Annotated in this window: 11 protein-coding genes and 1 other RNA gene; all 12 read right to left on the reverse strand. The window is 34.9% G+C overall.

The annotated features are described in order from the left end of the window. Positions 1–137 precede the first annotated feature (137 nt). The 12 genes from AB8U03_RS02465 to ssrS all read right to left on the reverse strand — a co-directional run bounded on the left by AB8U03_RS02465 (position 138) and on the right by ssrS (position 13521). Positions 138–1007 carry a methylenetetrahydrofolate reductase gene (locus AB8U03_RS02465; protein WP_369702938.1) on the reverse strand — a complete coding sequence of 290 codons (870 nt, stop codon included), beginning with the start codon at positions 1005–1007 and terminating at the stop codon, positions 138–140. Between the two features lie 236 nt (positions 1008–1243). Further along, positions 1244–2623 carry a sigma-54 interaction domain-containing protein gene (locus AB8U03_RS02470; protein ID WP_369703027.1) on the reverse strand — a complete coding sequence of 460 codons (1380 nt, stop codon included), beginning with the start codon at positions 2621–2623 and terminating at the stop codon, positions 1244–1246. Positions 2624–2999: 376 nt separating this feature from the next. Then, positions 3000–3566, reverse strand: a complete 567-nt coding sequence (locus AB8U03_RS02475) for a 4Fe-4S dicluster domain-containing protein (RefSeq protein ID WP_369702939.1) — start codon at positions 3564–3566, stop codon at positions 3000–3002. Positions 3567–3569: 3 nt separating this feature from the next. Beyond that, complete coding sequence (locus tag AB8U03_RS02480) at positions 3570–4967, reverse strand: [FeFe] hydrogenase, group A (protein WP_369702940.1); 1398 nt, start codon at positions 4965–4967, stop codon at positions 3570–3572. A gap of 33 nt (positions 4968–5000) precedes the next feature. After that, positions 5001–5558 (reverse strand): 4Fe-4S dicluster domain-containing protein, encoded by a 558-nt coding sequence (locus AB8U03_RS02485; RefSeq protein ID WP_369702941.1) that lies wholly within the window; start codon positions 5556–5558, stop codon positions 5001–5003. 108 nt (positions 5559–5666) lie between these two features. Beyond that, complete coding sequence (locus AB8U03_RS02490) at positions 5667–6422, reverse strand: 2Fe-2S iron-sulfur cluster-binding protein (protein WP_369702942.1); 756 nt, start codon at positions 6420–6422, stop codon at positions 5667–5669. 16 nt (positions 6423–6438) lie between these two features. Next, positions 6439–8238, reverse strand: a complete 1800-nt coding sequence (locus tag AB8U03_RS02495) for an NADH-ubiquinone oxidoreductase-F iron-sulfur binding region domain-containing protein (protein ID WP_369702943.1) — start codon at positions 8236–8238, stop codon at positions 6439–6441. Then, the gene (nuoE, locus tag AB8U03_RS02500) at positions 8231–8728 is read right to left on the reverse strand and encodes an NADH-quinone oxidoreductase subunit NuoE (RefSeq protein WP_369702944.1); all 498 of its coding nucleotides are present in this window, start codon (positions 8726–8728) and stop codon (positions 8231–8233) included. Before nuoE ends, AB8U03_RS02495 begins: the two co-directional genes overlap by 8 nt. 100 nt (positions 8729–8828) lie before the next feature. After that, a complete protein-coding gene (fdhD, locus tag AB8U03_RS02505) occupies positions 8829–9617 on the reverse strand; it encodes a formate dehydrogenase accessory sulfurtransferase FdhD (RefSeq protein WP_369702945.1) in 789 nt (262 codons plus the stop codon). A gap of 53 nt (positions 9618–9670) precedes the next feature. After that, positions 9671–10867, reverse strand: coding sequence for a molybdopterin molybdotransferase MoeA (locus tag AB8U03_RS02510; RefSeq protein WP_369702946.1), 1197 nt, complete (start codon positions 10865–10867; stop codon positions 9671–9673). A gap of 59 nt (positions 10868–10926) precedes the next feature. Beyond that, on the reverse strand, positions 10927–13062 hold the full coding sequence (fdhF, locus tag AB8U03_RS02515) for a formate dehydrogenase subunit alpha (protein WP_369702947.1): 2136 nt from the start codon (positions 13060–13062) through the stop codon (positions 10927–10929). Positions 13063–13338: 276 nt separating this feature from the next. Next, positions 13339–13521: non-coding RNA, 6S RNA (gene ssrS / locus AB8U03_RS02520), on the reverse strand. Positions 13522–13543: the final 22 nt, after the last annotated feature.

Raw genomic sequence — 13543 nt, forward strand, 5'->3', positions numbered from 1 at the left:
TTTTAATTTAAACTGCATTTTTTCTTTTATACTGCAAAAACGTCACATATAGAGGGTACACTTTTACAGTAGCAAGGTGAACTATGTTCGTCCTGGCAGGCCAGTAAAAACAGCTTTGACCACTCTGTTGTGTTGATTTATTTATTTGAATTTAGGATACCAGCGTCATTTAAAATATCAGTTATATCCTTCCATTTATTTAGAGAATAAATATGAAGTCCATTTATTCCTGCATTTATAAACTTGTAAATTTGTTTTACCGTATACTCTTTACCTGCTTTTTTGAAGTCCTCTGGATTGTCACTATATCTTCCAATTATTTCTGCCAGTTCTCTTGGAATTGCACTGCCGTTAGATACCGTCATACGAATGATAGGATCTTTCGAAAGTACCGGCATTACTCCTACATCTATTGGCAACGAAATGCCTGCTTTTCGAATCTTCTCCGCCCACCATTCATATTGCTCTACATCATGGCATAACTGCGTCATGATATAGTCGGCACCTGAATCTTGTTTTACACGAAGATGGACAATATCTTCTTCAAAAGAGGCAGCTTGAAAATGCTTTTCCGGATTGCCCGCTACAGCAATACAAAATTCAGGGAAATTCTCTTTAATAAATGTAACTAATTCATTCGCATAATTAAAATCGCCTCTTGTCCCTTCCCATCCTTTTGGAAAATCACCACGTAATGCTAAAATGTGGTCAACGCCCATATCTAGATATGTCTGCAAACTTTTTTTTATATTTTCCTTTTTATTGCCGATACAAGTAAAATGGGTTACAGGAGTGGCCTTTCCGCTTTCTTTAATTGCCTTGCAAACTTCGATATTCCGTCCCGCATTCGTTCCTCCAGCACCATAAGTACAGCTAATAAAATCAGGTCTAAAAGTATAAAGATGTTCTAAGGTGTCTAAAAGAGGCTCCATGGGCTGATCCGTTTTAGGCGGGAACACCTCAAAGGAAAAGCTCATTCTTTTTTTCATAATTTCAGATATTTTCATATTCAAACCTCCATCATGATTTTCCGTTTATCCTAACAGGATAATAGGCATTTTACCTATCATCACTCAGTTCGTTGAACACTTTCAAATATATTATTTGTACAAAACATACATATATAACCAATTATATCCTTTAAATTTATTATATCATGTATTCGTATTTTTTATTTGAAAATTTTGTATTGAAATAAGCTCACGCACCTTGTAATATAAAAATTATATATTTTTAGCATCAACTATTTCAAAGGTTTTTCATCATATATACTCAAATCTATACCATATTTGTTTATTTTCCTATATATGGTAGCTTTACCTATTTTCAATAGTTCAGATGCTTTCATGGCATTTCCCTGACAATATCGAAGTGCATCTCTAATACATTGTTCCTCTACAATTTCTAAAGGTAAGATTTTCTTAGGTAAATCACTTTTTATTGTGATTTCACTTTTTAAATTTTTTTCCATAAGATATTGTGAAGTTATCATTGTATCTTCACAAAGATAATAGGATCTCTCCACTATATTTCTAAGCTCCCTTATATTGCCTTCAAAACTATGTTGATTTAATCTTTTAATATATGATGGATCTATATACTTGGGTTCGGAAGGATTTTTAATGTTTAATCTATTTACAAAATGTTGTGCCAAAAGCTCTATATCCTCTTTCCTATCATTTAAAGGTAAAAGATGAATACTCATAACATTCAGTCTATAATATAGATCGCTTCTAAAATTTTTGTTCTCTATTTCATCTGCAAGTACTCTGTTTGTAGCTGCAATTACTCTAACATCAATTGGCTTCTCATAATTCCCGCCTACTCTCACTATTTTAAGGTTATCCAGCACTCTTAAAAGCTTGGATTGAATATCCAGGGGAAGTTCACCTATTTCATCTAAAAATATGGTTCCCCCATCTGCCAATTCAAATTTTCCCGGGTTACCTCCTCTTGCTGCACCTGTAAAAGCTCCTTTTTCATATCCAAATAATTCACTTTCCACCAGTTCCCTTGGTATTGCGGCACAATTCACCGCCACAAAAGGTCCTTTACTCCTACTGCTATAATTATGAACGGATTGTGCAAATACTTCTTTTCCCGTCCCACTCCTACCTTCTATAAGTATATTGCAGTTTGTTCTAGCTGCCCTTTTGGCAAGCTTTATAGTAGTCTTAACGTTTTCACTTCTTGTAATTACATCATCAAAAGTAAAAGATGCCTTGTATCCCACTACATTGTTTACCATTTTATGAAGATTCTTAGTATCCCTAATTGCAAGTACCAAACCTATTATTCTTCCCCTTAATTTTACAGGAACCAAATTTATAATACATCTTATCCTGCTTCCATTTATATAAAAATTGCAATCCTGTGAAAACTTATTTTCTCCCGTAAGCAATATGGATTTAAGCACATCATCTTTTAATATTTCATTTAAATAAGTTGTATATATTTCCTCTTCTTTTACGCCTAATATTTTAACAGCTGTTGTATTCACTTTTTTTATTAAAAGATTTTCATCTGTAATTATAAGTCCATCATAGCAGCAATCAAAAATAGCCTGAAGTATGAAGGACGATATATCATATTCCAATATGCTGTCCATATCAATTCTGCACATATTACTTTCCTCTTGAGCAAAATCCAGATTTTCCACTGCTTTACCCTCCTTTCAGACATAGTGAATATACGTTTAGCTAAAGTATACCATATTTTAGTATTGAATAAAAGAAAAACAGTATCAATATGATAACTATTTTTTATTTTATCATATTGATACTGTTTTTTTATCATTATGATATACTGCTTAAAACTCACTGCATATACGGCTGCCTTATGAGCTGGCACAAAAATTGCTTAATTAATATAATTAAATATACGTTTGAAAAGCATTTTAATAGTTCTAGACTTAAAAAGCCTAAAAATCTAAGATTATTTCTGTGTAAAATATTAAAGTACAGCTTGCCCACTGTACTTTAATATTATTCACCAAATTTTTAACCAGCTTTACATTCATTTTCAGATTTCTTTTTAATAATATTCTGATTATCATCATAAGTTACTAATTGAAGTGCTTTTGTTGGACAAACTTCTATACAGGCCGGCCCGTTCTCTCTATCTTTGCAGAGATCACATTTATTGGCCACTACCTTTTCTTTCTTATCCCCCAATGTTCCCTCATTACTCATTACTTTAAATTTATTTTGAAGTATTTTTTCTCCATTCTTATATTCAGTGATTAGCTCTATAACTCCATAAGGACAAGCTATTAAACAGGTTTTACATCCTATACAGATATTTTGATCCACAAATACATAGCCCTCTTCATTAGTAATAGCATTAACCGGACACACACTTGCACAAGGAGAATCTTCACATTGTCTGCACTGTACTGGTGCACTTATTTTCGCAGTTTTTATTACATTCAAACGGGGATTGAAATTGATTTTCGAAATATTTGCATTAAAAAAATCTTCTCCAGAATGTGCAATAGCACAAGCTGCTTCACAGGTTCTGCATCCTATACACTTGTTGGGATTTGCTACTACGAAGCAATTTTTCATCTCTTAATTCTCCTCTTTTCTGGACTTATATTTTGTATGCAATAACTCATGGGATCTATACCCTAGTGGTTCTTCTAAAAAGTCCTTGTATATTTTCCGTATTTCAGGATTTTCATGAGACTTTCTAAAAACTAGATTGGAATCATGCATGTACAATCCTGCTTTTCTTTTATCATAGGCTGATTCTTTATCCGATTCAAATATAATTTTTGGCTGACCTCCGCCGCTTATACATCCCTGCGGGCATGTCATAACTTCTATAAAATGAATATGACACCTGCCGTTTTTTACACTCTCCATAACTTCTTTTACATGCTGTAATCCTGAAACTACTGCTACTTTTAATTTGAAATCCCCTAAATCCACCTGTGCAACTCTAAATCCTTCTCCACCTCTTACCATAGTAAGATCTATTTTAGGAATGGGTTTTTTAGTATACAATTCATATCCTGTTCTAAGAGCTGCTTCCATAACTCCACCAGTAGAACCAAATATAGTTCCTGCCCCAGTATACATTCCAAGGGGAGTATCAAATTCCTCCTCCTTTAGATCATTAAAATCAATATGAGCATCCTTTATTAAATATACCAATTCTCTTGTAGTTATAGCCGCATCTACATCTCTATATCCACTGTCCTGCATTTCTTCCCTTTCACATTCAAATTCCTTGCATGTACATGGCATGACAGATACTGTATACATTCTAGCTGGATTTACTCTGTCAACCCTGGCCCCATAGGTTTTAAAAATAGCTCCAGCCATCTGCTGCGGTGATTTACAACTCGAAAGATGAGGGAGAAGTTCTGGATAAGTTTGCTCCACATACTTTACCCAGGCAGGACAACAGGAGGTAAACATGGGCAATATTCCTCCTTCTGTTACTCTCTTTAATAATTCACTACCCTCTTCCATTATAGTAAGATCCGCTCCGAAATTAGTATCATATACCCTGTCAAATCCAAGCTTTCTCAGTGCAGCCGCCATTTTTCCCGGACTAAGAGTCCCAAGAGGTAATCCAAAATCTTCTCCTATGGCAACTCTTACAGCAGGAGCACATTGTACTATCTTGAATGTATCTCTATTTTTTAATATATCTTTGATTTTTTTTACCTGACTTACATTATATGCCGCAAAAAGGGGTTCATCTACATCTTCTAATAATCCTCTGTCAAACAATCTTTTACTCATAGGAGTAGGAACTTCATCATATACGGATTCATAACCTTTGCACATTTGAACGCACTGACCGCACATTACACATTTATCTTTATTTATTGACTGAGGTTTGCCCTCTTCTCCTTCTATAGCATCTACCGGACAAACTTCTGCACATCTTCTGCAACCTGTACACAATTCTTTATCTATATTTATAATAGGAGTACCCGTGAGCATATCTAACATTCCCTTCTTTCCCTAATTTTTATAGCATATGAATTAAATATTTCCATTGACTTCAAGTAATTCCAAGGCTGCTTTAACACTGCGATCCTTCTTGTTTTCCCTAGGATCTACCACTCTCAAAGCATCTTCTGGACATTCTTTAACACAAGCAGGAGTTCCTCCTTCTTCTTTGCATAGATCACATTTATAAGCTGCAACTCTAACTTTAACCCCAATTCCACCTGTAATTGTATTGCTTTCAATTTTAGGCAGTAAATCCACCGCGCCTACAGGACATACCAATACACAAGTTTTACATCCTATGCACATTTTCTCATTTACAATTATGCTTCCATTCTTTTCAACTATGGCACTTACAGGACATGAATTTGCACAAGGTGCGTCTTCACAATGCCTGCATTGTATGGGCATAACAGTACCTTTATTCTGCACCAAAAATCTTCTTGGAGTTACAATACCATTCATGGTTCCAATAGTTTGCCCTTGATTATTTTTTTCTCTATGCTTTGCAGCACAGGCAATTTCACAGGCCCTACATCCTATGCATTTATCAGGATCTACTATTACAAACGAATTAAGATCTGGTTTCATTTAACTTACCCGCCTTTCATTTATTTAAAACTTAATTTGTAAAATCCTCTTCATAGTTATGCATTATTATAAAAAACACGTTATTAACAGGATGTTTATAGTATGAACTTAAACATTTTCAAACATATCCTTTATATCCTTAGCTGCAATTTTCTTTTTGCATTTACTGCATAGAAGCTTTTCCGGTTGTTCTATTCCCAATCTGTCATAGGCGTATTTAATATGCTCTTCTGTGGCAAAATATTCTCCACATAAATCACACTTCACCATCTTAAACTTTTTACCCCATATTTCTCTTTCTCCATCCCAGTCCTTTACTTCTATGGCATTTGTAGGGCATACATTGGCACAAGAGCCACAACCTATACATTCAGGTGAGGGTTCATTGTATGGAGTAGATACTTCCTTATATATACCTCTATTAACTGTGGATATAGCTCCAGCCCCAAGTTCCCTGCAGGCACTTGCACAAAGTCCACATAAAATACAGTTTTCTTCTGTATTTAATTTAAACCTTTTCACTCTTTTTTGTTCAACTTCAAAAGCCCTGGCCAATTCTGCCACTTCTTTATTTGCAGGGCATCGTGCCTGCAGCAGCATAATTATATTTTTCCTCATTCTATTTATCTTATGAGAATTAGTTACAACCTGTACTTCTTTACTTATAGGAAATATACACGAGGTTACAATTTTTGAACGTCCTCTATCTATGACCTCCACTATACAGAGCCTGCAGCTGGCAAGCCCTGGAAGTGCATCGCTATGACACAATGTAGGTATATATATATCGTTTCTTCTAGCTACTTCCAATATAAATTCTCCACGTTCAGCTTCACAAATTTTACCATCTATTGTAATTTTCATATTTGCCTTCACCCCCTTATAAAACTTTAACAGCATCAAATCTACATATATTCATGCAATTGCCGCATCTCAAACATTTATCCACATCTATTTCATGAGGTTTTTTGACCTCACCTGTAATACACTCGGCCGGGCAATTTTTCCTGCAAAGATCGCATCCTACACACTTACCTTTATCTATGCCAAATGTTGTAAGTTTTTTACAGACTCCTGCTCTGCATCTCTTATTCCTTATATGTTCCTCAAATTCATCTCTAAAATATCTAATGGAAGCTATTACTGGATTAGGTGCGCTTTTACCAAGACTGCACAAAGATGCCTGGCTGGTCATGGAGCATATTTCGAGGAGTTCTTCTATATCCCCTTCCCTGCCATTTCCATCACATATGTCTGTTAATATCTCCAGCATCCTCTTTACTCCCTCTCTACAAGGTACACATTTCCCACAAGATTCTTCTGCTAGAAAACTTAAATAATATCTGGTTACATCCACCATACAAGTTCTGTCATCCATTACAATCATTCCGCCTGAACCCATCATAGAGTCTGCTTTAACTAAAGTATCATAGTCAACTTGCAGATCCAGATAATTTTCTGGTAGACATCCACCGGAAGGTCCCCCTATTTGAACAGCCTTAAACTTCCTGTCATTTAAAACTCCCCCACCTATATCATATATTATCTCTCTTAAGGTAGTTCCCATTGGAACTTCTACAAGTCCTGTATTTTTAACTTTTCCCACCAATGAAAATACTTTTGTTCCCTTACTCTTTTCCATAGTGCCTATGGAATAATACCAATCTCCACCTTTTTCAACTATTATAGGCACATTAGCCCAGGTCTCCACGTTATTTAAAACAGTTGGCTGTCCCCAAAGCCCCTTTTCGGTAGTATGTATATATTTAGCTCTGGGTTCACCTACCATACCTTCTATAGAAGACATGAGAGCAGTAGACTCACCACATACAAAGGCTCCTCCACCCCTTACTATCTGTATATCAAAGGAAAAGTCACTTCCCAATATATTTTTTCCCAGCAAATTTTCTTTCCTGGCTTCATCTATTGCCTTTTGCATATTTTCTACAGCAAGTCCATATTCATCTCTTATATAAGCAAAACCGTTGGTTCCTCCCACTGCATAGGCACAGAGAGTCATACCTTCTATGACACTGTTGGGATCACCTTCCATTATACTTCTGTCCATAAATGCCCCAGGATCTCCCTCATCACCATTACAGACCACATATATAGGAGTAGTATCGATATCAGCAGCAGTTTTCCATTTACGTCCTGTTGGGAATCCAGCTCCTCCTCTTCCTCTAAGTCCTGATTTTGATATTTCCTCAAGAACCTGTTCAGGTTTCATAGTACCAATAGCTTTCTTTAAGGCTTTGTATCCACCTCTTTCAATGTAATCCTGAAGACTTGTTGGATCTATTTCTCCTACATTTCTAAGAGCAATTTTATTTTGTCTTTTACAGAATTCACTTTCCTTGTGATTTCTCAGCCTCTTTTTAGTAGAAGTTTCAAAGTAGAGCAATTTATCTATTATTTCACCATTAAGCAGGGTTTTTTTAACTACATCTTCTATATCCTCAACTTTAACTTTAAAATATGCAATATCATCTGGATATATTTTAAGTACAGGACCTTTTTCACATAATCCATCGCAACCTGTTGCCTTAAGCACAACATTTACGTCTGAGCCTGCATTTAATTTAGTTATTTGTGATTTCAATTCTTCGTATACTTCCATACTGCCTTTAGCCAAACAGCCCGTACCGCAGCATACATTGACAGTTTTTTTATCACTCATTATTCTCACTCCCATACTCACTAAGAATTTCTTCAACCAGTTTAGGTGTTAAATTTCCATAATATTTTTCATTTATCATCATAACAGGTGCTATAGCGCAACAGCCTATACAATTGACCGTATTTATTGAAAATTTAAAATCCTCAGTAGTTTCTCCCGGTTTAATTCCTATTACCTTTTCAAGCTCATCCATTACAACCATAGAACCTCCAACGTGACAGGCGGTTCCATCACAAACTGTTATTATATTTTCACCTTTTGGAGTAAGACTCAATGCCTTATAAAAAGTAGCCATGCCATATAATCTGCTTATAGGAGTGTCCAAATATCCAGCCAGGTTTTCTAAAGCTTCCCTGGGTATATATTTATATTTTCTCTGTATATCTTGAAGTATAGCAAGAGTAAATCTCTGTTCTTTAGGATATTTTTCAATTACATCCTGTGCAGACAAATTATCATTCTTTACATTTTGTTCCACTACATTTGCCATTGAACATTTCACCTTCCTTTAAATATTAGTTTTGATTTTATGTTAAAATTTAATGTTTAAATTTTTACTGATTCTTTAAACACATTGAGGCATAAAAAACTCACTTGATTCGCTGAGGATTTGTATAGATATTCATTCTCTGGCCTCTTACAAATCCAATTAAGGTAACATTTAGAGCCTCAGCAAATCTTATTGAAAGATCGGTAGGTGCAGATTTAGATATCATTATTGGAACTCCAAATCTGGCAATTTTAAATACCATTTCAAAAGAAACTCTACTGCTTACAAATAATATCTTATCTCTCAAAGGAATTTTTTTTATGAAGGATTCACCTATTAGTTTATCCACGGCATTATGCCTAGCTACATCTTCACAAATGCATATTATATTATTTCCATCACAAAGAGCTGCACAATGTGCTCCTCCAGTAGCCTTAAAAGCTTCGGAATAAGAAAGGTTTCTTCTCATTAAATCATAAATTTTTTCTGATTCTATGTGAACATTGTCCTCTGTTATTGTATTTATCCCCAAGGAATCTATAATATGTGAAAAAAACTCCATATCTTTATTATTATTAAAAGTATCAGGCAGTATCTGTTTTAAATACAGTGAACTGTCAAAAGTATCATCCTTCAATAATACTTTTGATATTCCATTTTCCTTGTCCACTTTTAAGGATTTTATTTCATGAAAGGATTTTATAATGCCTTGAAAAGCCAAAAAACCTACAGTCAATGCTTCTAACTTTTCAGGTGTACATAAAAGCACCGTTAAATGCTGACCATTTACAAATATATTCAGAGGGTATTCGCAAATAGTTGACTCAGTCATTGTTTTTTTACATTTTCCATCATATTTAATCACATTAAATTCTACAATTTTACCCATTATCTGGTCCCTCCATAAAATTGCTTTCAATAAAAGCTGTTATTCCATCTATTTTATTTAAATATAAACTTTCCATTTAAAGTCTCTCCAGCCCTTACAGTCTTAGTTCCTTTTTTTATAATTACAATACCATTGGATTGAGTCAATGTAAAAAGCGCATTAGAACTCTGTGATCCCATACTATAAGCATAATAATTTCCACCATTTTCTTTTATATTTACATAAGTATAATTTTCTCTGTCACCTTTGGATTTAAAGTCATCTTTTAAAATTACAGGAAATTCTTTAGTTATGATATCTTTTCTTCCCATCATCTTCTTTATAGCCGGAGCTACAAAAACTTCAAAAGTATTTACAACCGACAGTGGATTTCCTGGAAGCCCAAAGAATAATTTATCTTTAAAAGTAGCAAATGTAACTGGTTTACCGGGTTTAATTTCTACAGATGTAAATTTTATATCTGCCCCTATTTTCTTCAATACTTCCTCTATAAAATCATAATCTCCTACAGATACTCCACCAGAGCTTATAACTATATCCCCTTCTTCAAAAGCAGTTTTAACAGCATTAAAAATTTCATCTCTATTATCTTTAATTATTCCATAGGATTTTACGTGTCCATTTAAATTTTTAACAAGTGCAGTCAATGCGTATTCATTGCAGTTTCTCACTTTGCCCCTGGTTATTTTTTCATCTATGTCTACAAGTTCGTCTCCTGTACTTATAAGTATTATTTTGGGCACTTTATGACAATCCACTTTACCATATCCAAGGGAAGCCAGCATTCCTACTTCTGAAGGTCGCAAAAATTTTCCACTTTCAAAAACCATATCCCCATTTTTTATTTCTTCCCCTTTTTTTAATATGTTAGTTCCACAACAAACTTTTTCGAATACCCGAAGTTCATTTCCCTCCGCTTTTACTTTTTCTATCTGAATAACTGCATCTGCACCTTTTGGAACCGCTGCCCCTGTCATTATCTTTACAGCTTCTCCACTTTTTATTTCTTCATCTAGAAAATCTCCTGCCCTTATTGATCCAACAATTTTAAATCTGAATAATCCATCTGTGGTATCACTGCTTTTCAAAGCATATCCATCCATAGATGACTTGTCAAATGGAGGCAAATCATCTTTTGAACTTATATTTGCTGCTAATACTCTATTGAGAGACTCAATCAGGGAAACCTTTTCACCTTCCAGCACTGTTGTATTATTCAATACTATGTCTAAAGCTCTGCGTATTTCCATCAAAGTCTATTCCTCCTCAAGTTCTGGCTAATATCTTCATCTTATACATTTTTAGGTTCTTATACATTAGCATTCATCTTTTCTCTTATCTTCTCATATTCCTCTTTTATAAATTTTTCTGCTTTTTCTTGATCTATTATGGACTGTATTTTAACTGCACAATATTTTAATTCCGGAGTTTTCGATACAGGATCAAGATTGTTAGAGGTAAGTTCGTTACACGCTCCTACCCACCACTGGTAGGTCATATAAACCGCTCCCTTATTGGCCCTATCCGTTACCAACGCCCTGGCAACCACTGATCCCCTGCGAGAGCTTATTCTCATAATCTGATCATTTTTTATTCCATATTTATCCGCATCTTCCGGATTGATTTGTATATAACCCGGCTCATCCGCCAGCTGCTGAAGCGCCCTGCAGTTTCCCGTCATTGTCCTTACGGAATAATGACCTGCCTCCCTAACTGTACTTAGAACCAGTGGATATTCTTCATCTGTAGTTTCTACAGGTGGCCTCCATTCTACAGCAAATAAATTTCCCTTTCCCGTTGGTGTATTAAATTTATTATCTTTATATAGATAAGATGTTCCTGGATGATCCTCTGAAGGACACGGCCACTGAATTCCTCCTAGCTTATCCAATCTTTCATAAGTTACTCCTTTATAATTCGGGCACAAATTCCTAAGTTCATCCCATATTTCCTCTGTATTGTTATAATGCATAGGATATCCCATAGCAGAGGAGATTTCTGAAATTATCTGCCAATCTGGTTTCACATCTCCCTTAGGTTCTATAGCTTTGCGAAATCTCTGGAATCCTCTATCCGCACAGGTGAAGACTCCTTCATGCTCACCCCATGATGTGGCAGGTAAAATTACATCTGCATAAAGTGCAGTTTTATTCATAAAAATATCCTGAACTATTACAAGCTCCATTTTATCCAGTGTTCTTCTCATCTCTTCAGAATCGGGATCACTTTGAACCGGATCTTCTCCCATTATATAATAGGCCTTTATTTTATCTTCTTTAAGTGTCATACGTGGAACTTCCGTTAAATGACATCCAACTTTATTCGAAAGCTTGACCTTCCAGGCTTTTTCGAATTTGTCTCTAATCTTGTCATCAGTTACACTCTGATATCCTGGATACACATTAGGAAGTACACCCATGTCACAGGCCCCTTGTACATTATTCTGGCCTCTTACAGGACCTATGCCCACATTAGGTCTTCCAAAATTTCCAGTTAAAAGTGCAAGTGAAGCCAACCCTTTGACTACATCCACAGCTTGTGCAAACTGGCATACTCCCATACCATAAAGTATCATGGCGTTTTTAGCGCCAGAATACATTTTCATGGCCTCTATTATATCATTTGCACCTATACCAGTAATTTTTTCTGCATATTCCGGAGTATATTTTTCTACAATAGATCTATATTTTTCAAGACCCTCAGTATGATCTTTTACATAATCTTTATCATAAAGCTCTCTGTTTATAAGTACATTTGCAAAAGCATTTACTAAAACCATATTGGTTCCATTTTTTATAGGCAACCAAAGATCCGATATTCTCCCTGACTCAGTTATACGTGGATCTACAACTATTACCTTGGCACCCTTTTCTTTTGCCCTGACTATCCTCTTTGCAACTATAGGATGTGAAGCAGCTCCATTGTATCCAAAAATAAGCAATAAATCAGTATCATCTATCTCATGTATACCATTTGACATAGCACCATTTCCTAAAACGTAAGCCAGACCGGCTACTGAAGGAGCATGTCAAACCCTTGCACAGTGATCTACATTGTTAGTTCCCACTGCTGCTCTCATAAATTTTTGCATCACATAGTTTGCTTCATTGCCTGAACCTCTTGCACATCCTGTTCCCATTATTGAATCTGGTCCATATTTTTCTTTTATCTCTAACAATTTTGAAGCCGTAAAATCAACAGCTTCCTCCCAACTTACTTCCTCTAATTCATTATTCTTTCTTATCATAGGTTTTGTTAAACGTGATGTTAAGATTTTCGGATTATTCAGAAAATCCCAGCCAAAATACCCCTTTAAACACATAGAGCCCTCATTAGTTCTCCCATCAGCTGGTTCTGCCTTAATTATCTTATTGTCTCTCACATATAAATATAAGTTACACCCAGCACCACAATAAGGACAGACTGTTAAAACCTTCTGATCCATACCTAATCCCCCCTTTATAAAAAATATAAAACTGAAATACCTATAGTTTTACTCGAACATTAATAATTCTGGTATATATGTCCATCTTTTATATAAATTAATTTAGTATATAAATTCATTTTAAAATATTCAGAATTTAAAGTCAAGATCCCTTTCCAGTATAAATAAAACTTTTTAAGAACGCAGAATGTTTTTACCTGTCATATGAATTAAATTACTACTAAAATATAAAAAGAGAGATTAAAAATCTCTCTCACAATTATAATCTTCTAGATTATATTATCCAAAATACCGTTAACTTTATTTTGACACCTATGTCTCCACAGGTGGATGTTCCCACAGATGTTTCCATCCTCCTACAATCAAATTTTCCTAGGATACATGTACTCATCTAAATATCGAACTTCCGTTTAAATAATGTAGGTTCAAAACTAAAGTTTGCGCATATCTCAGAACTTTTATTAACAACATATTTGTTTTA

The organism is Clostridium moutaii (assembly GCF_041205085.1).
Lineage (GTDB): Bacteria > Bacillota > Clostridia > Clostridiales > Clostridiaceae > Clostridium_B > Clostridium_B moutaii.